Source organism: Shewanella sp. GXUN23E, assembly GCF_050865035.1.
Classification (GTDB): domain Bacteria; phylum Pseudomonadota; class Gammaproteobacteria; order Enterobacterales; family Shewanellaceae; genus Shewanella.
In genome coordinates this window covers 132,593-152,070 of record NZ_JBOZWP010000003.1, presented here as the reverse complement: position 1 = coordinate 152,070, position 19,478 = coordinate 132,593, and the positions used below count along the sequence as shown (strand labels likewise).

The window sequence follows — 19,478 nt, the reverse complement described above, 5'->3', positions numbered from 1 at the left end:
GCATCCTTATTACTGGGCGAGAAAATCGAGATACTCCTGCGGCACACCGCAGAAGATCACCTCATGGTTGTCGATGAGGTGGAAGCGAATATCTTTTCCTTCCTGGATCAGATAGTTGTACAGCGGTGCGATATACAGTTCCTGCTTTTGCCATTCAGAAGCCGGACGGGCGGCTTCTGCTTCAAAGATGCGTTTGAAATCACCGGCACGATTAAAGTGATACAGACCTGTGCTGCACAGGTTGGAGATCGGATTTTTCTCCGCAGTCTCCACGACCTTGTTGCTGGTGGGTGATGCCGGTTTGGCATAGGACCAGTTACTGCCTTCACCTTTAAACACTTCCAGATAACCGTCAGTGCCTGTGGCAACGTCGGGCAGCACGAAATCCGGTCTGAAGGTGTCGATATTGAAGATGGTCAGCGGCGTTTCGTCGTCAACGTCTGACAATCCCAGATAGACAGTTTCTGCCTGTCCACGGGTTTCTTCGTTGAGCACTACAACGCGGAAATCCGCAATGCCCAGGGCTTCGCAGCGCTGCTTAACAAAGGCGGGGGTGTCGTACACATCGCGCACAATAAACAGAAATGGCAGGCTGGCAAAGTAGGCTTTGAAGCTGAGTACGGCATGATCAAACAGCGGCATACCGTGGGCCGGTAACATGTACTTGGGTTGGTCGTAACCGGCTTTGAAGAAACGGGAACTCAGTCCCGCCATAGGGATCACTATCATTGGGCATGTCCTGTGAGCATTTGGATCCTGTCAAACAGGCGGTAAGCATTGCCGATAAAGCCCAGTTGCCTGTCCGGGCGGTCACTGTGCAGTGGCAACATGGAGATAAACAGCTGAATTTGCATGGCGCACAGCTGCACTTCATCGACCCCAAACTGGTTATGCATCTGGGTGACAAAGTCCGCCATGATCTGCTCGCGCCGCGCCGTTACCGCAATATCGAAGTTGAGCTGCTGGTCGGTAAGCTGCGCATTGAAGTAACCGGCTATGATGGAGTCATACAGACCAATGACAGAGTGGGCCAGCTTGGCCACGTCATACAGGGTATTGCCATGAATACTCTGCTGATCATTGGCATCAATGCCTCTGGGATCAATCACCTTAATGCTGCAGGTTCGGAAGTCATACAGGATATTGCTGAAACAGAAATCCCCATGCAGCACATTCATCCGGCCGGTGTCTTCGGGCAGGTATTGCAGGCTGGTGTGTGCCAACTGCATCAGGCTGGGCTGGAATTTACCGTTGACCGTCAGTGGCTTATTCAGGTCAAAAGGCGCCTGCTGTTGGTACTCAGCCAATCTTGCCGTGGTTTTGCCGGCAAACAATGCATCCAGGGTCCGTTGGTTTTGCGCCTGATGTGTGCTGGCATCCAGTAAAAACTGACCACAGGCCTTGAGGATTTTTTTCCAGGCAAAAGCAGGCAGCTGGCTGAACACATACAGTTCATTGAGTGCGGTCAGATGCAGATATTCGATGCTGTAACCAAAATGATTGTCGGCGTCATCAGTTGCCAGCAACTGAGGTGTATATATCCGCAGGGCGCCCGGGATGCTCTGATACCAGTTGGCCTCGGCCGCCAGTTTGAATTTTTTATGGCTGGATTTGCTGACCACCTGACCGGTAATGCTCATCTCATTGAAGGCGCGCTGGGTAGTCATACGGGTTTTCGATTGGTAATAGGTCTGGCTGTGGCCAAAGTCATACCATTCATCCTGTTGCCAGGGTGTCAGACCCTTTTCCCGGATGTAACCGTTCAGGCCGCCAATAAAGTCCCAGCCCGCCATGATAATTTGACGGATCAGCGTCTTGGGTGCGGAAAAACTGAAAAAGCCATTGGCAATCAACTCGCTGCGCGGTGGCTCACCGGACTGGAATTTATGCAGTAATCCGGCTTCGGGGTCGTATTCGGCCCATTCATAGTTATCTTCCACCTGGCTCAGTCCCAGCAAGTCCGCCTGGCGTGGCAACTCACCGAACAGGGTGTCGCCATGCAGAATAAACAGTGGCTCTTTAGGGTCAAACTCAATCAGATTCAGGGCGAACACGATGGACTCACCCAGGCTCAGCCGGGTGGGCAAATACAACAGCTCTACGCCTCTGTCTGCCAGCGCGCGGCTGTCATAAGGCCCTGGGCTGAAGCCTTCAGGCAGGGTCAGCAGAATGCGTTCTCCCGCCGGGATCCGTGCCAGTTGATGATGAAACAGACGTTTATTGCCAACCGGCAGAAAGCTCGGTGGCAGTGGACCAAATTCAGACTGTAACTCGGAGGCGACAAAGGCCGCTGAAGTAATCAGATACATGCTTTATCTTCGGCAATCAGCTGTTCAATTTGTTCCTGACTGAGGCGGGCGAATTCTGCGGGACGCACGGCTCTGTCGTCGATATAGAAACCTTCATGACCGCACCAGGGTTTTCCTACCAGGATCTCGTCATAGGGCACCTGATGTTTATCCAGCCAGGCCGTAATGATGGGCAAGGTATGTATGTTGATTTTGCCGACATTACCTTCGAAGGTGCGCATGTTGCGGGCCGTCGAAATAACGATTTCGAACCCTTGCTGATGATACTCCCGCAATTTAGCGATTACATCCAGTCGCGGTGATACTTCGGCGTAATTACTGGTATCCGCCTGAGTCAGGGTACCATCCAGATCTACTATGAGGCGTTTCATAGGTGTCGAGCTGCTCCAAGTCGTCGTCCTGTGGTCTGCATTCTACAGGCATAATATAAGAGTCACCAAGAATTCAGCCACTAAGGAAGAATCTGCAGTTGGCAATAATAGTGAATCAACATTCACAAACTGCCGGTGAAATTGTAGGATCTGTCCTCATTCAACTGACCAGCTACAACGGAATGACTATGCACACGCGCGCAATATATCCGGGTACCTTTGATCCCATCACCAACGGTCACACCGACTTGATAGAAAGAGCATCGAGAATGTTCAACACTGTGGTGATAGGGGTGGCTGCCAGCCCGTCCAAGCAGCCGCGTTTTACTCTGGAAGAGCGGGTCAGCTTTGTGCAAAAGGTGACGGCTCATCTGAGCAATGTTGAAGTGGTGGGGTTTACCGGTTTGCTGGTGAACTTTGCCAAAGAGCAGCAGGCCGGTATTCTGGTGCGTGGTCTGCGGGCGGTATCGGACTTTGAATACGAATTTCAGTTAGCCAATATGAATCGTCGCCTCAGCCCCGGTCTGGAGAGCGTATTTCTGACTCCTGCAGAAGAAAACTCCTTTATTTCCTCAACGCTGGTTAAAGAAGTGGCATTACATGGTGGCGATGTCGCCCAATTCTGTCATCCCGAAGTGGTAAAAGCTCTGCTGGCCTCCCTTAAAAAGAAACAGGATCCCAAGTCGTGAGAAAAACTCTACTGGCAGCAGTGATTGCTGTGAGCACTTTGACTCTGCCATCGCAGGCGGCCCCCTGGGTGGATACTTCGGATATTTACCTGAGAGCAGATATTCAGGCGCTGGCGGATGCCGGTGTCATCACTGTACCGGTGAACACCTTTCCGCTGATGTGGGCCGGTATTGGCAAGGATTTAGCTAAAACTGAGCCTTCCACCCTGTCGCCTGCATTGATGGAAGCCTTTGCCCGGGTCAACTTTTACTATCGCAATGCCATTGATAATCGTGGTCCTGCCAGTGTGAAAGTTGCCGCTGCCACAGATCCTGCACGCTTTCAAAATTTTGGTGCCGATTACCGTGAACAGGGTGAGCTGAAGGCGTCTTATGACTATGTGGGCGAGCGCTTTGCCTTTAAGGTATCCGGCTCCGCCAACTATATGTCTGATGAGGAGAAAGCGCTGCGTCCCGGCGAGAAAGAATTTCGCCTGGAAGAGTCCTATGTCGCTGCGGTGCTGGGGAACTGGGTGATGACTGCTGGTACGCTGTCACAGTGGTGGGGACCGGGCTTTGATACCGGCCTTATCAAAACCAGCAATGCCAGACCCATGCCGACTGTGATGATCAGCCGCAACGATGCCCATGGTTTTGAAACGCCCTGGCTGTCCTGGATTGGCCCGTGGACGTTAAGCGCCGGTGTCAGCATGTTTGAAAAGGAGCGGTATGCACCCCATGCGCTGCTGTGGAATATGCGCGGTACCGTGCGTCCATTGCAGCAACTTGAAGTCGGCTTTTCCTGGACCACTCAGTTCTGCGGTGAAGGGCAGGAATGCGGCACAGACGTGTTCCTCAAGGCGCTGACAGGCCAAAAAGACTGTGACGCCAACGGTGAATGTACCAACTATGGCAACCAGATGGCGGGCTTTGACATACGTTACAGCGATACCTTCTGGGATGTGCCCGTGGGTCTGTATCTGGAGAAAACCTGCGAGGACTCCAGCGGACCAAGCCCACTGGATCTGGCAGACTGCGGCTATCTGTATGGTGCCGACACCCGTTTTGGCGGTAAACAGCAGCAGTACAAGCTGTTCTTTGAATACACAGATACCCTGCGTGCCTGTGGTGAAGATCCAAATGCCTTCAACTGTTTTTATGAGCATGGCACCTATCGCAGTGGTAGTCGCTACTACGGCAGAGCACTGGGCTCCACCTATGACTCAGACTCCCATGTATATGTGCTGGGATTGATTGGTCAGTATCAGAACAGCCATGGTCTTAAGGCATTCCTGCGCTATGCCCAGCTGAACAAGGACGGTAAAAGTCCTGCCAATGGCTGGTCGCCGATTGTGCCCAAGGAAGATCTGCTGATGCTGGAGATGAGCTATCGTTTGCCGGTATGGCGCGGTATGCTGAGTCTGGGCGGCACTGTGTCCAATTCAGAGTTTAAGCAAACTGACAACTCAGACACCAATGCCACAGTATTCGGCACTTACGAATATAAGTTCTGATATGACTGGATAATGCAACAAAGGCGCCCATGGGCGCCTTTGTGCTATTTGTAGTGTCAACGCTTTTGACAGACAGGGCAGAACACAGTTGCTCTTTGTCCCAGCTTAATTTCCTTTAGCAAACCGCCGCACCGAGTACAGGTTTGTCCGCCTCTGCCGTAAACATGCAGTTTCTGGGCAAAATAGCCGGGTTTACCCTCGGCGTTGGTGAAGTCTTTCAATGTAGTACCCCCCTGGGTGATGGCATGGGCCAGTACCTTTTTCACTTCATCAACCAACACCGCCAGACGTTTTTTGCTGATATTGCCTGCTTTGGCTTCAGGGTGAATGCCGGCGGCAAACAGGGCTTCATTGGCGTAGATGTTCCCCACACCCACCACGATATGATTATCCATCAGGCACAGTTTGATGGCCTTTTGCTTGCCCTTTAACGCCTCATTCAGATAGTCGACATCAAATGCTTCGGACAGGGGCTCAGGCCCGAGTTTTTGCAACAGCGGATGCACTTCTTCCGGCAACTCACACCACAGCCAAGCGCCGAAGCGGCGGGGATCGTTCAGGCGCAGCGCCCGACCATTTTCCAGCACCAGATCAATATGATCGTGCTTTTCTGCCGGGGTGGATGCAGGCACAATCCGCAAGCTACCTGACATCCCCAGATGGACAATTGTGGTGCCGGCATCGGTATCGATCAGCAGGTATTTGGCCCGGCGTCGAACTGAGCGTATGGTATGACCGATAATGTTGGCGGCAACTTCGGGCACAGGCCAGCGCAGTGAGGGGTTACGGACAATCAGATCGGTGACCTTGTGATCGACAAGATAAGGCGCGACGCCCTGACGGGTCACTTCCACTTCCGGTAATTCAGGCATCTTCAGTTCACTCCGGTATACAGTACACGCAGGCTTTGTCAGGATGCGGTAGCACGAATAACTGGCTGCAGATTATGGCGTAAACTGGGGGGGATTTCATACCAGTTTCCGGCCGGGGAGCGCAGCAGTCCCTGCTCGGGATAAAGCTGCCATGCCAGTCCTGTGTCCGCGCCGGAAACCTGCAGTATCAGTTCCTGTGGGGCGGAAAACAGCTCAGGCTGCGCGCTCAGTGCAGACACCTTCAGAGCCTCCCAGGTGCTTGCCCACTGTTCACAGTTCAATACCTGTGCATCACACTGCCAGCCCGCTTCACTGCGGTTGAGCCAGTGGTCATTCAATTGCAGCTGAGTCAGCCGGTTTTCGGCGCCGAATAGTGGCAGGGCATCGTCAGGCAGCTTGCTGGTGCGGTTATCCAGCATGGTCAGGGTGCCAATCATAATGAGACAGGCAATGATGATGATGTTGTTCCACTTGCGCCGGCTCATAGCCATAACCAATTGAATTCCCGAGTGTGATGATTGGGCTTCAGTGTAGCTTCAAGCGCCGCTCAGGTGAATAGCGGTCACCCGCCGGTGACATTCATGAATCTGAGGATCTGGCTGCCGTCGTGGCTGAAATGATGTTGCTGGGGTTTGAGTTCGATGGCCTCGACAATCGCCTGCTTAAGACGGTCGATATCGCCCGGATATTCCCGCAATATGGCTTTGAGGTCGACCGAGTGCTCATTGCCCAGGCACAGCAGCAACCGTCCTTCGACAGTGACTCTCACGCGGTTGCACTCATGGCAGAAATTGTGGCTGTGGGGCGAGATAAAGCCGATATGGCTTTGGCTGTCGGCCATATCATAATAGCGGGCCGGGCCTGCAGTTCTGGTGTGGGACAGAGTCAGCGGGAAGCGGCGCTGAATAATATCGCGCACTTCATCACTGCTCAGATGACGGCTTTGTTTGCGCTCGTCTATCTCGCCAAGCGGCATCTCTTCGATAAAGGCGATATTCAGTTCGCGGCTGCGGCTGAACTCCACCAGATCCAGCACTTCATCATCGTTCTGGCCTTTGAGTACCACGGCATTGAGCTTGATGCGCTGAAAACCGGCGGCAATGGCGGCATCGATACCGGCCACCACCCGCTCCAGCTTGCCGTTGCGGGTGAGGGCGGAAAAGCGCTCCGGGTTCAGGGTATCCAGGCTGATATTCAGCCTGTCGAGGCCGGCCTGCTTCAGCGGCCTGGCCAGTTTGCTCAGGCGTGAACCATTGGTGGTCATCGACAGTTCTTTTAAACCGGGCAAACTGGAGATCATGCTCACCAGCTCAACACAGTCACTGCGCACCAGCGGCTCACCACCGGTCAGGCGGATTTTGCTGACGCCAAGTTCGGTAAAGGCGCGGGCAATCTGTGCCAGCTCTTCCAGGCTCAGCACCTGCTCTCTGGGCAGAAAACAGGGATCTTCACTCATGCAGTAGACGCAGCGGAAATCGCACCTGTCGGTGACCGACAGGCGCAAATATTCGACCCTGCGTCCGAAACGATCGACTAACTGGCTCACTTCCGGCCGTCCTTACAGCAAATTGGCAAAGGGCTGAATAAACACCCGCTCGCCCGGCGCCGCGCAATCGACCTCTTCACCGAGGATGATCAGGCAGTTTCCATTGACCATGGAGCTGAGCATGCCCGATCCCTGAGCGCCTGTGGTGACTACATGCAGCTGACCATCATCGCCCATGCGATAGATGCCGCGCAGAAACTCGGTGCGGCCGCTGCGGCTGCGCAGTTTCTCGTCGGTAATCGCCGGGATAAACGGGGTTTCCCAGTTGGTTTCACCGGCGAGTTTGCGCAGCGCTGGTTGCACAAATTGCAGGAAGGACACCATGACAGCGACCGGATTGCCCGGCAAACCGAACAGCAGGGCATCGCCTATCTGGCCGAAGGCCAGTGGGCGACCTGGACGCATGTTGATGCGCCAGAAATTGATTTTGCCGATACGCGCCAGCACAGTCTTGATAAAGTCGGCATTACCCACGGACACGCCACCTGAGCTGATGATCACGTCCGCTTTGCTGGCAGCGTCAGTCAGGGCGGCTTCCAGCGCGGCGTCTGAATCTTCAATGATGCCCAGATCGATCACCTCACAGCCCAGGCGCCTGGCCATGGACTTGATGGTGTACCGGTTGGAGTCGTAGATGCAGTGCTCTGCCAGGGCCTGACCCGGCTGCGAGACTTCATCGCCGGTGGAGAATACGGCTACAACGGGTTTGCGTACCACGCTGGCGCTGGCGGTACCCAATGACGCCAGCAGACCGATTTCTGCGGCGCCAAGACGGCTGCCAGTGGCAAGGGCAGTGGCGCCTTTGGCGATGTCTTCACCGGCCAGACGAACATTTTGCCCAAGCTCCAGCGCGCCGTCGAAAGTGACAATATCGCCTTGCTCTGTGGCCAGCTCTTTGGGCTGTACGGTATCGGCTCCGGCAGGCAGTGGCGCGCCGGTCATGATGCGTACCGCTTCACCCGGTTTGAGCGTGCCGGCATAACCGTGACCGGCCAGCACTTCACCTACCAGTTGATATTCGCTGTGGCTGGTGGACAGCGCAAAGGCGTAACCATCCATTGCCGAGTTGGTCTGCTGTGGCACATCCACCGGCGAGATAGCATCCGCCGCCAGTACCCTGTTGTCCATCTCATCCAGAGTCACCGTCTCACAATCGGTGATCGGGCTGACACAGCTGAGGATATAACCTATGCCATGAGCCACGGATGAAGTGTTGTCACTGTTTTGCTCGCAGGCTGGCACAATTGGCATGGTCACCGCTTTGGGCTGCCAATTGGCGGCATATTGCTGAACAAAGTCTGCAATTTCGCTGATATTGTTCAGATCCAGACGGGTAATTTCTGCCGGCAGCACGGTTTCATCGCAGCAAGCAACGGCCAGAATGTTGTCATCGTGAGTATGAATAAAGGGTTTGCCATGGGCGGCGCGGTGCAGCTCAATCTTGGGCAGCTCCAGCTTTTTAAATCCTTCCACCAGCACCATATCTACCCTGTCGGCTTCGATTTGTCTGAGCAGGTGTGGCAGTTGGGGATCGCCCTCGACAGCATCTTCGGTCATCAGCGCCCAGCGAACATGGGAGGCGACCAGCATCTGACGGGCGCCGGCTTTACGCATCTCATAGCTGTCTTTGCCGGGAATATCGACATCGAAGTTATGATGCGCATGCTTGATGACAGCCAGTCTTACACCGCGGCGGTTCAGCTCTGGGATCAGCTGTTTCAGCAGCGTGGTTTTGCCTGTACCTGAGTAGGCGCAAAAGCCCAGTACCGGGACGGGCAGGGGATTGGAGAATGGAATACTCATACTTACCTCATTCCAGGCTGTCAGCCAGTTGCTGCTTTTGTTCGGGAGTGTTGACGTTGACGAAGGCCATGGGCTGATCGGCAAAATCGACAGTGGCGACCTTATGCTGGGCATACCAGAGATCAATCTTGCGATCGCCGGCATCAAGAAACGCCTGCATGGAGCTAAGCAGTTGCGGCTTGAGCAGCAGCACCACTGGCTGCTCCCGCTCGCCATCAGTGGCTACGGCCAGATCGGCACCGGCGTTCTCCAGGGCATTGACCATGCGCTCGGCCAAATCGGTTGGCAGTAAGGGGCAGTCGCAGGGGGCGGTCAGCAGATACTGAGCCTGGGTGCGCTTAAGGGCACTGACCATGCCGGCCAGCGGGCCGTGAAAGCCTTCCTGCACATCACTGAATACCGGAAAACCGAACGCCTCGTAGGCATCCAGGTTGCGGTTGGCGTTGATCATCAGACTGGCAACCTGAGGTTGCAGGCGTTCGATGGCGTAACGGATCATCGGCTGGCCTTTCAGCTCCACCAATCCCTTGTCTTCGCCACCCATACGACGGGCTCGACCACCGGCCAGAATCACGGCCTCAACTTGTGATGACATTCAGGGGCTCCTCATGTGCCTGCCGATTTCCTGAATGGAAAGGGCTGGCTGTAATTCGTTGATCTTCAATTAACCAGGTGTGACGGCACAGAGCCGTCAGGGCGCAGCTTTGATGGCTGCTGACCAAAAGACCAGTACCCTGCTGTTTGAGGGTATGGATCATGTCCATCACCAGTCTTCTGGACTCTCTGTCCATGTTGGAGACGGGTTCATCCAGCATCAGCAAGTCCGGCTGAATGACCCAGGCTCTGGCAATTGCCAGACGCTGCCGCTCACCACCGGACAGGTTGACCGCATCAGCACTGAGCAGATGTTCCAACCCTGCCATTTTTGCCGCTGCAGCGACTCTTTGCTGCAGCATTTTACCGGACATTTTGTGATGACGCCCGGCAAAGCTCAGGTTGTATTTCACACTTCCCTCATAAAGATAGGGATGCTGATGCAGGTACACCAATCGGCCCAACTGAGGGTGACGTTGCCACCATCTGGCAGCTTGAGTACCCTGCCAAATCAGTTCGCCACTGGTTGGCGGCATCAGCCCTGCCAGTATCTTCATCAGAGTCGTTTTGCCCGTGCCGTTATCACCCTGCAGATAAATGGTATCGCCACGGCGAAATTGCAATTCGTCAGTGGTAAACAGCAATCGTTCACCGAACTGCATGCGCAGGTTTGTTACTGTCAGTTGCACCATAAGTCTGCGTCCTCAGTGGCTTCGCGGTTCAGATTTGCCCCTGAGGGTTCCCAGGGCAAAATTCAGCAGCAAAGACAGTATCAGTAACACCAGTCCCAGCGCGATGGCCTGGGCAAAGTCACCTTTACTGGTTTCCAGAGCGATGGCAGTGGGGATATTACGGGTGACATACATGATATTGCCTCCCACCATCATAGAGCAGCCGACCTCGGTCACAATTCGGCTAAAAGCCATTACGATGGCCATCAACAACGGGGCTTTCAATTCGCGGCAAAGCACCCAGACGGATGCCAGCCAGGAGGCACCCAGGGTGCGGGAGGTTTCCCAGGCCCTGCGATCAACACTGGTAAAGGCTGCCTGACTCATGGCGATCAGCACGGGCGCGCAAATCATCATTTGGCCCACAATCATGCCTTTTTGGGTAAACAGCCAGCGCAGATCGCCCAAAGGCCCCATGCGGGTAAGCAGCAAATAAGCCAGCAGGCCGATGACCACAGTGGGGATGGATTGCAGAGTCTGCACCAGATTAATTACCGCCCAGCGCCCGGGGAAACGGGCAAATGCCAGTACAAAACCCAGTACCAGTGAGGGCAGCAGGGTGATCAGCAGTGCCGCCAGCGAGACATTGAAGGAGACGCTTATGATGGACCAGGTGTTGGGATCAAGTGAAAACAGCAGGCCAAAGGCCTGCTGTATCAGGGAAAACCAGCTTTCTGTCATTTACTTTCCGTAAGTGGCTTTAAACAGTTGCTCGCCATTAACGCGATAGCTGTTGATCATCTGCTGAGCTTCAGGAGAGATCAACCAATTGCTCAGAGCCTGGGCACCTTTGTGATTCAGATCAGGATATTTCTTGGGGTTGATCAGCATGATCTGGTAGGGGTTGGCGAGGGTTTTGCCACCGTCAAAATCAACCGCCATATCCAGCTTGTTCTTGTAAGCCACATAGGTGCCGCGGTCTGACAGGGTGTAACCCTGCAGTTCGTTGGCCATTTGCAGGGTTTTGCCCATGCCCTGACCCACAGAGGTGTAGCCCTGGAAGTCTGGCTGGATACCGGCATTTTGCCAGATTGCCAGTTCTTTCATGTGGGTGCCTGAGTTGTCACCGCGGGAGATAAAGGTCTGTTTGGTGCCGGCAATCTTGCTGAAGGCTTCTTCGGCGGTCTTGCTGTCACGGATCTTGGCAGGGTCGTTCTTGGGGCCCAGTACCACAAAGTCATTTTCCATGATGCCGCGTGGCTCGATGCCATAGCCTTCTTCGACAAACTTGGCTTCGGCAGCCGGAGCGTGGGTCATCACCACATCAACATCGCCCTGACTGCCCAGTTTCAGTGCTTTACCTGTGCCGGTGGCAATCACCTGGACCTGATAACCGCTTTCCTGTTCAAACTTGGGCAGCAGGTAACCCAGCAGACCAGAGTTTTCAGTACTGGTCGTGGTGGCCAGCTTGACGATGTGATCATCGGCCTTGGCGGGCAACGAGGTAATCATGGAAACGGCCAGACCGGCACTCATCACCAGACTGAAAAGACGCTTTACAGTGAACATGTTTGCTCCTTGATATGGGATATGCAGGATAAATCCTTGTGCGGCGACTGATAGCAAATTAGATGCCAAATTCCAAAGCAGGTATTTGAATATGAAATTTACCCGAAACTGTGACGCATGTCCCGCTGCTTGCGAAAACTCCAAGGACAAATTGTCCAATATGGCAGTTTCTTTGGTTCATAGTGACCCTGCCTGTCGGGGAAATGATAAACTCACGCCAATCACACTCATTACATCCATCAAACATGAGTCCGAATGCCAATATGATAAAGCCCCTGCCATCTGCTGTTTCAGTGCTGATCGTCGATGATGAACCCGGTATGCGCAGTTTTTTGAGCAAGGCGCTGTCGAAAAAGTTTGCCCTGGTCGAAACTGCCTCCAGTGTGGAAGAAGCTGAGCAGCTGCGCAGTCGTTGCCATTTTGATTTACTGATTGTCGATATCCGTCTGCCCGGGCGCAGCGGCATTGAGTGGCATGAGGCGCTGGGCGATCAGGAGCGCCGCTCCGATATTATCTTCATGACCGGCTATGCTGACATCGAAGTCGCCATTGCAGCGCTGCGCGCCGGAGCATCGGATTTCATCATGAAGCCGTTCCATCTGGAGCAGATGATGAAAGCGGTGGACCGCTGCATTGAGCGTCGTCTGCTGAAGCGGGAAAACCTGATGCTGCGCCGTGAAGTGGCGATTGGTTATTCCAATACCATCATAGGCAACAGTGAGCCGATGATGGAGGTTAAGCGGGTCATCGAACGGGTAGCACCAACCAATGCGGTGGTGCTTATTCAGGGCGAATCCGGCACCGGCAAAGAGCTGGTTGCCCGTCAGCTGCATCAACTCAGTGGTCGGCAGGGACCTTTTGTGCCGGTCAACTGCGGCGCCATCGCCCCTGAGCTGCTGGAGAGTGAACTGTTTGGTCACACCGCTGGTGCCTTTACCGGTGCCAAGGGCAGCCGTGAAGGGCTGTTCAGCTTTGCCTCGGGCGGTACCATTTTCCTGGATGAAATTGGTGAAATGCCGCTGAAAATGCAGACCGCACTGCTGCGGGTACTGGAGCAACGGGCGATTCGTCCTGTGGGCGGTGAGAAAGAAGTGGGCATTGATGTAAGGGTCATCGCCGCTTCCAACCGCAATCTTGCACAGGAAGTCGAGGCGGGCAATTTCCGTCAGGATCTGTATTACCGTTTAAATGTGCTGGATATTTTAATTCCGCCCCTGCGCGACAGACCGGAAGATATCGTCGAGCTGACCCATTTCTTCACTCTGCAGTTGTCATCTGAGCTTGGGGTGCGCGAGGTGGTGTGGAGCCATGAAGATCTGCAAAAGCTGCAGCAATACGATTGGCCGGGCAATATCCGTGAACTGCGTAACATGATTGAGCGTTGCATTCTGCTGGGCAAACCGCCTGCTGAATACTGGAAGCAGCCGCTGAAGCAGGAAGCTTCAGGTGATGATGGTTATCCTCTGGACTGGCCTCTAAAAGAGGTCGAAAAGAGTCATGTGATGAAAGTCGTGGATGCCCATGGCGGTAACAAATCTGCGGCGGCCCGGGATTTGGGGGTGTCACGCAAGACTCTGGATCGCAAATATAAAGAATGGTTTGAAGGCGAGAGTGCTGACGGAGAGGCTGAGTGAGCGTATTTCGCAAACTGTTTGGTGTCAGCTACCAGCAGATGAAGGCCAAGGTTCGATATCGGATTTTGATTCTGACCCTGTTGCCTATTCTGCTGACGCTGGTCAGTCTGGTGTTTATTACCATCTACTGGAACATCAGTTACACAGGTACTCAGTTGTTTATGAAGGTCAAAGCCGATTTGGCAGTGGCCAACAGCACGCTTAAGGCCAGTCAGAAACAGCAGCAACAGCTGATGGAAGGCGTGAAGGCATCGTTTGGGTTTCAGGAAGCCTTTCACAGCATGTGCCGGGATGACGAAAGCCGTCTGGCGGTGATTGCCGGGGATCTGCAGCAACAGCGTCAAAGCCTTGATCTGGACTTTCTGCGATTGGTCAGCGTGGCTGAGGCGCAGGCCGACCCGGATCTGCGCCTGATGCTGGCCTACACCCGCAAGGGCAATCCCTACTCCGGACTGATGGTGCTCAATGCCCAGCGACTGGCGCGACTGAGCCCTGAGTTGGCTCAGCAGGCGCGCATTGAACTGGTGCCAACGCAAAAAGCCGAACCTCCGGCCAAGCGCTATGAAACTCATGGCTTGCTCAGCCGCACCCTGTTGCCTGTACCCAATGCCGATGGTGAGGTGTTCTGGTATCTGGATGGCGGCATCCTGCTTAACCGCAATACTCAGCTGGTGGATTCCATCCGCGATCTGGTTTACGAAAAGGGAACGCTGCCGGAGCGCTCTATCGGTACAGTGACCATATTCCTCGACAATGTGCGTATCAGCACTAACGTACCGTTGCATTTCTTCCCCCGTCAGGGCGAAGAACGTGGCCGGGCGCTGGGTAGTCTGGTGTCTGAAGAGGTGCGCAATACTGTGCTGGTGGAAGGTAAAACCTGGGTAAACCGTGCGTTTGTGTTCGATGACTGGTTTATCTCCGCCTACGCGCCGCTCAAGGATATCCGCAATCAGCGTATCGGCATGATCTATACAGGATTTTCCGAGTCGCCCTTTGTGCACAATTATCTGCTGAACATTATTGAGCTAGGCACCATTCTGATGTTGGTGCTGTTTGTCTCCGGGCTGCTGGTGTATCGCGGCGCCTACAGCCTGCTGCAGCCGATTGAACGTATTCACCATGTGGTTAACGCCGTGCAGGCCGGGCGCAATGTGCGCATCGGGCCACTGGGACTGGAACGGGAAAACGAGTTGTCCAATCTGGCAGCGCAGTTTGACCGCATGCTGGATCTGCTGCAGCAGCGTAATGCCCAGATCCAGGCGGCGGCCGAGCAGCTGGAAATGAAGGTTGAGGAGCGAACCCACAGCCTGCAGGAGAAAACCCGCGAGTTGCAGGAAAACGTGCGTCTGCTCAACGAAACACGCCAGCAAATGGTGGTGAACGAAAAGCTGACGGCACTGGGTGAGCTGACGGCGGGGATCGCTCATGAGATCAATAACCCGACGGCGGTGATCCTCGGCAATATGGAGCTCATAAAGTATGAACTCGGAGACAGTGCGGAAGCTGTGTCGGAGGAGATCGATCTGATCATCAAGCAGGTCGGCCGGATCAGCACCATTATCCGCAGCCTGCTGCAGTACAGTCGTCCCGGTGAGTTCAATGCGCCACTGGAAATGCATGAGCTGACCCCGATTATCGAGGAAACCATGGTATTGGTGCGCCATTCGATCAAACAGCAGGAAGTGGTGTTGATCAGCGAGCTGGCTGCGACCTGTCCGGTGGAAGTGAATCGGCCGCAATTGCTGCAGGTGCTGATCAATCTGGTGATTAACGCCGCTCATGCCATGGAAGGGAAAGGGCGTATCTGGATCCGCAGTCGCGACTGGTATCGCAACAATGATCCGGATGATGAATTGCTTGGGGTGCAGATTGAAGTCGAAGATGAAGGCCTGGGGATCCCGCCTGATTTGCTTGGCCGTATTTTTGACCCCTTCTACACCACCCGTAAAGACGGTACCGGGCTTGGGCTGTCTCTGAGTTACGGCATTATCAAGCGGATTGGCGGCACCATTGAGGTGGACTCCACCGTAGGCAAGGGAACCCTGTTTACGATAGGGCTTTATCATCATGCCAGGGAGACCTCAGTAGGTATCTATGATGGTTTACAATTCGCCGCGTTGATTGACAGAGGCAGCGACATCTCTCCTGATTAATCTTTCAATGCCACTGTATCGCAGTGGCATTGTTTTATCAGGCGAAAAAAAGCCGGGATAATTTCCCGGCTAAAGAGTGAGTGAGCATTGTCGTGCTTGCAGGTGAGAAAACACATCTCACCAATGAACAGTGGAACCCAACCTTGCAGGGAAAAGCTCCGGAACGCAATCAAACAATAATCATTCTCATTTGGTTTTGCAAGCGTTGTTGGTACTTTTTTTGTGCTTTACTCCGACCCCGGAGAAGATAATTCCCATCGGCGCAGTGGCAGCTATTCGCTGACGTCCGGAATGGGGCTGCGGTAAGCGGGGAATTTGCAGACGTCGTCATGCTAAATCCGACAAGGATGAGTGTTTGGGGCACGTCTCCTGTCCGTAATCCTGGTTTGAAATCAACAGGATTCGGCCCGGTTGCCCAAGTGGTCATCGTGTCTTTTCATTTTCGCCGACCCGCAAGCCACATGAATGTGGCGAATGTCATTAACGCACGACTGCTGGATGCAGAAGGTAGAGCAACGCGTGAACCGTTGCCGGGGCACAGTTTATGGCCCTATCTCAAACGCATGGAACGCCCGCTGAAACAGGTCAGCGATTAAATGAAGTTGGTACCAGCTGAATGAGCGTTGTATTCAATAAAAAAATGCCAGACAGGTGTCCGGCATTATTCTTTTAAATTGTGCTTTCAAACAGGGCAGAGCACACGCAGCTTGGGGCAATTACAGGCTCTTTCTCAGCGTGATTTTGTTGAGTGCTGCGTCGTCATTGGGCTGCAGTTCAACGACCTGATAACCACAACGCACCAGCATTCCCAGCATGGGCGCAAAGCGATTCAGGGTTTTCACTTCAATGGTGCGGTATCCCTTGGCTTTTGCCCAGGTTTCCTGCTCAAGCAACATGGATTTCGCCAGTCCCAACTGACGGAAGTCGGGCAATACGCCTCCCAGCCAGCTGTAAAAGGTGCTGTCGTCCAGCGCATAGCCCAGCTTAAAGCCTGCCGGTTCGCCCTCTACGAAGCTCAGCAGTGCCAGATGGGATTGGTGTTGCAGTCTGCTGATCAGGGCTTCTGAGTCGTGGCGGCCATCGAACTCAGGAAGCTGTTGCATCATGGCAACCAGAGCGTGCAGGTGTTCCTGCGTACAACATTCAATTTTATCTATGTGGCTGGAGTACATGATTACCTCAGGTTAATTGGCGTGTGGAAGATACTTGCAGGATCCTGTCCTGCAACACCTTAAGCAAAACGCCATAGGCAGGCAGGAAGAGTCCCAGGCTCACCATCAGCTTGAAGCCGTAATCCACCGCGGCGATTTCGGGCCAATTGGCCGCCATGAAGGCATCGCTGGAGGCATAGAAGGCCACGCTGAAAAACACCAGAGTGTCGATTAAATTTCCCGCCAGAGTTGAGGCTGAAGGTGCTACCCACCAGGCGCAGTCACGGCGGATGCGGGCGAACACCTTAATATCCATCAACTGTCCTACCAGATAAGCGGCAAAACTGGCCAGTGCGATGCGAAACACAAAGCTGTTAAAGGTTACCAGCGCGTCGAATCCCTGGAATTGACCGTTGTGGAACAACACACCAATCACGTAGGACACGACCAGAGCCGGGAACATGGCCTGGAAAATAATTTTGCGGGCGGCATCCTGTCCGAATATGCGTACCGTCAAATCCGTTGCCAGATACACGAAGGGAAAGCTGAAAGCGCCCCAGGTGGTATGGAACCCAAAGATTTGAAATGGTAATTGAACCAGATAGTTACTGGCACAAATAATCAGAATGTGGAACCCGGCAAGCAGGAACACAGCACGGCGGTGCTGTTGGTCAGTGAGCATTAACATTGTTATACCTTTTTCATTTGAGCGGGGTGAGGGAACCCGCGACATCTCGCCTGTCGGCTTGCAACAGGGCTTTACCGGTCGCTGCGCATAATTTCACCGCTGACCGGGCGGCACATTATAGGGGGCTCAACGGCCAATGCAAGTGAAACGGCCACAATTGGCCCGACCAGTTGATTAAATTTGAAGCGGCTCACGGCCGGGCTCCGGAGTGACAGGGATATGCTCGTCGGGAATGGAAGTCGGAGCCTGAGGCTCCGACAGGCTCAAAAGTCGATAAGAATTGAGATGATGGTCGCCAGTTTGTTTTCCAGCTCCTGCCATTCGGCTTTCGGATCTGAACCTGCCACGATACCGGCGCCGGCGTACAGGCTGATACGTCCTGATTCCAGCAATGCACTGCGGATTGCCACAGAAAATTCGCTTTCGTATTTGTTCAGATAACCACAGGCGCCGGCATACCAGCCCCGCAGATATCCTTCCTGGCTGCGAATAAACGCCATGGCCTCAGCTCTTGGCAAGCCCCCTACCGCTGGCGTGGGGTGCAGTGCCTGCAGCAGTTCAAAGTCGTTGACGCCGGCTTTGAGCTGGGCGCGGATGTCCCGGTGCAGATGCTGAATATGGGTCAATTTGAAGATCTTGGGCGCAGTATCGGCATCGACCTTCTCGCACAGAGGAGTGAGCACATCGACAATGTGTTCCTGCACCAGGCGGTTTTCGTAACTGTTTTTGCTGTCTTCCAGCAACTGATTGGCCAACAGATCATCTTCCTGCTGACTCAGGCCTCTTACCGTTGTGCCAGCCAGTGCCTCGGTGTGCAACTGTCTGTCGCGCCGCTGGAACAGGCGTTCAGGCGAACAGGAAATAAATGCCCTGTGGGGGCTGAATTGAAAGCCGAACTGGAAGCTGTTCTGATTTCTGCCTTGCCAGCAGGCCAGCACCATCCAGGGATCGATGATTTCATTGACTTCCAGTTGGGAAACCCGTGACAGCACCACCTTGGGCACCGCATTGTTAAATGTTGGCTCGGTAACCTGTTGCACCAACTGCTGCCATCTGGGATATGCCGGGCTGTCATGACGGGCCATCAGGCCAACTTTATGAGGCGGCATCAGAGGCCGGGGAGGCAGCAGCTGTTTAATGGCATCCAGCGCACGTTGCCGTTCCAGCTCAGGATTTGGCTCTGCAAAATTGAGATTCAGCGCCAACAGAAAGTCGTCACCGCTGCGGCGCAATTCCAGACGGGGAAGAATAAAGCGGGCGCGGCCGAATTCCGGCCAGCTTTCGATACTGCGATCGAACGCCACGCCACCATAGTAGCGGATAGCGGGATCTGCTGATAACGCCTTTTGCTGCTGATAAATCAGTGCCAGCTGTTTGTCGTCAATGCTGTCCTGAAACAAGAAATCCCGGGCACAGCCAATGGCAGCCACTTCTTCCTTCTTGTCTCTGCCATGCCAGTAAATCCGGGGATACTGCTGCTGTGACGCCAGCCAGGCGATCAGCGGAATGGCGGCGTCCACTTCGACTCTCAGCTGAACGACTTTATCCTCTTGCGCGGCTGGCGGAAGAGGCAATGCGATCAGTTGTTGCGTTAGTTTCTCAATGGCGAATGACAGGGATGTGGCTGGCAAATCACACTCCGAAAACAGTGACTTAGCACCAAAGGTGCAGATGGGAAACTCGATCTATCAAGGGGAAGATATTTTCCTGAAATAGACGATAAAAGCCAGTGTCTATTGAATTTTTATCGGGTACCGCCACAAGTCGGTACATATTCGTCCCCATGGCAAAGTTAAGGGGCGGCTGTATCAGGTGTCAACCGTAAGGCGTTCAGGCTGTGATATGTATCCCTGGACTCAGTCAGATGGTTTAGCCTTGCTGAATGTACCGGGAAGGCGTTATCGGACAATTTGTCCTTTGCTGATAATTGACGGT

The 19,478-nt window shown here is 54.0% G+C and carries 18 protein-coding genes; 4 read left to right on the top strand and 14 right to left on the bottom strand.

Features of this window, described 5'->3' with window-relative positions; genetic code table 11:
- Positions 1-9 precede the first annotated feature (9 nt).
- The 3 genes from ACRRUX_RS04425 to ACRRUX_RS04415 are packed head-to-tail and all read right to left on the bottom strand — an operon-like array spanning position 10 to position 2,680.
- A complete protein-coding gene (locus ACRRUX_RS04425; protein ID WP_432527572.1) occupies positions 10-729 on the bottom strand; it encodes a glycosyltransferase family 2 protein in 720 nt (239 codons plus the stop codon).
- Positions 726-2,309, bottom strand: a complete 1,584-nt coding sequence (locus ACRRUX_RS04420; protein WP_432527570.1) for a capsular biosynthesis protein — start codon at positions 2,307-2,309, stop codon at positions 726-728. The genes ACRRUX_RS04425 and ACRRUX_RS04420 overlap by 4 nt, the downstream gene beginning before the upstream one ends.
- A complete protein-coding gene (locus ACRRUX_RS04415; protein ID WP_432527568.1) occupies positions 2,300-2,680 on the bottom strand; it encodes an HAD hydrolase family protein in 381 nt (126 codons plus the stop codon). The genes ACRRUX_RS04420 and ACRRUX_RS04415 overlap by 10 nt, the downstream gene beginning before the upstream one ends.
- Before the next feature lie 188 nt (positions 2,681-2,868).
- On the opposite strand from ACRRUX_RS04415, the gene coaD reads away from it, so the two are divergent.
- Together coaD and ACRRUX_RS04405 are read left to right on the top strand one after the other, a co-directional pair.
- A complete protein-coding gene (gene coaD / locus ACRRUX_RS04410; protein ID WP_432527566.1) occupies positions 2,869-3,369 on the top strand; it encodes a pantetheine-phosphate adenylyltransferase in 501 nt (166 codons plus the stop codon).
- Positions 3,366-4,862 carry a capsule assembly Wzi family protein gene (locus tag ACRRUX_RS04405; RefSeq protein ID WP_432527564.1) on the top strand — a complete coding sequence of 499 codons (1,497 nt, stop codon included), beginning with the start codon at positions 3,366-3,368 and terminating at the stop codon, positions 4,860-4,862. Before coaD ends, ACRRUX_RS04405 begins: the two co-directional genes overlap by 4 nt.
- A 56-nt stretch (positions 4,863-4,918) precedes the next feature.
- Here the strand turns inward: ACRRUX_RS04405 and mutM are convergent, their stop codons facing one another.
- From mutM to ACRRUX_RS04365, 8 genes are all read right to left on the bottom strand, one after another.
- Positions 4,919-5,734, bottom strand: coding sequence for a bifunctional DNA-formamidopyrimidine glycosylase/DNA-(apurinic or apyrimidinic site) lyase (gene mutM, locus ACRRUX_RS04400; protein ID WP_432527562.1), 816 nt, complete (start codon positions 5,732-5,734; stop codon positions 4,919-4,921).
- 38 nt (positions 5,735-5,772) lie between these two features.
- The gene (locus ACRRUX_RS04395) at positions 5,773-6,225 is read right to left on the bottom strand and encodes a hypothetical protein (RefSeq protein WP_432527560.1); all 453 of its coding nucleotides are present in this window, start codon (positions 6,223-6,225) and stop codon (positions 5,773-5,775) included.
- Between the two features lie 71 nt (positions 6,226-6,296).
- Positions 6,297-7,280, bottom strand: coding sequence for a GTP 3',8-cyclase MoaA (gene moaA / locus ACRRUX_RS04390; protein WP_432527558.1), 984 nt, complete (start codon positions 7,278-7,280; stop codon positions 6,297-6,299).
- A gap of 12 nt (positions 7,281-7,292) precedes the next feature.
- Positions 7,293-9,083: a bifunctional molybdopterin-guanine dinucleotide biosynthesis adaptor protein MobB/molybdopterin molybdotransferase MoeA gene (locus ACRRUX_RS04385; RefSeq protein ID WP_432527556.1), complete on the bottom strand. Its 1,791-nt coding sequence runs from the start codon at positions 9,081-9,083 to the stop codon at positions 7,293-7,295.
- A gap of 7 nt (positions 9,084-9,090) precedes the next feature.
- Positions 9,091-9,678 (bottom strand): molybdenum cofactor guanylyltransferase MobA, encoded by a 588-nt coding sequence (gene mobA, locus ACRRUX_RS04380; protein WP_432527554.1) that lies wholly within the window; start codon positions 9,676-9,678, stop codon positions 9,091-9,093.
- Positions 9,662-10,369, bottom strand: coding sequence for an energy-coupling factor ABC transporter ATP-binding protein (locus tag ACRRUX_RS04375; RefSeq protein ID WP_432527552.1), 708 nt, complete (start codon positions 10,367-10,369; stop codon positions 9,662-9,664). The genes mobA and ACRRUX_RS04375 overlap by 17 nt, the downstream gene beginning before the upstream one ends.
- A 12-nt stretch (positions 10,370-10,381) precedes the next feature.
- A complete protein-coding gene (locus ACRRUX_RS04370) occupies positions 10,382-11,089 on the bottom strand; it encodes an ABC transporter permease (RefSeq protein WP_432527550.1) in 708 nt (235 codons plus the stop codon).
- The gene (locus tag ACRRUX_RS04365) at positions 11,090-11,917 is read right to left on the bottom strand and encodes a substrate-binding domain-containing protein (RefSeq protein ID WP_432527548.1); all 828 of its coding nucleotides are present in this window, start codon (positions 11,915-11,917) and stop codon (positions 11,090-11,092) included. It lies immediately after the preceding gene.
- Between the two features lie 245 nt (positions 11,918-12,162).
- On the opposite strand from ACRRUX_RS04365, the gene ACRRUX_RS04360 reads away from it, so the two are divergent.
- Positions 12,163-13,551, top strand: a complete 1,389-nt coding sequence (locus ACRRUX_RS04360; protein ID WP_432527546.1) for a sigma-54-dependent transcriptional regulator — start codon at positions 12,163-12,165, stop codon at positions 13,549-13,551.
- Positions 13,548-15,704, top strand: a complete 2,157-nt coding sequence (locus ACRRUX_RS04355) for a sensor histidine kinase (RefSeq protein WP_432527544.1) — start codon at positions 13,548-13,550, stop codon at positions 15,702-15,704. The genes ACRRUX_RS04360 and ACRRUX_RS04355 overlap by 4 nt, the downstream gene beginning before the upstream one ends.
- A 716-nt stretch (positions 15,705-16,420) precedes the next feature.
- On the opposite strand, the gene ACRRUX_RS04350 is transcribed toward ACRRUX_RS04355, so the two are convergent.
- From ACRRUX_RS04350 to ACRRUX_RS04340, 3 genes are all read right to left on the bottom strand, one after another.
- A complete protein-coding gene (locus ACRRUX_RS04350; protein ID WP_432527542.1) occupies positions 16,421-16,876 on the bottom strand; it encodes a GNAT family N-acetyltransferase in 456 nt (151 codons plus the stop codon).
- A gap of 7 nt (positions 16,877-16,883) precedes the next feature.
- A complete protein-coding gene (locus tag ACRRUX_RS04345) occupies positions 16,884-17,543 on the bottom strand; it encodes a 7-cyano-7-deazaguanine/7-aminomethyl-7-deazaguanine transporter (protein ID WP_432527540.1) in 660 nt (219 codons plus the stop codon).
- A gap of 263 nt (positions 17,544-17,806) precedes the next feature.
- A complete protein-coding gene (locus ACRRUX_RS04340) occupies positions 17,807-19,174 on the bottom strand; it encodes an isochorismate synthase (RefSeq protein ID WP_432527538.1) in 1,368 nt (455 codons plus the stop codon).
- Positions 19,175-19,478 lie beyond the last annotated feature (304 nt).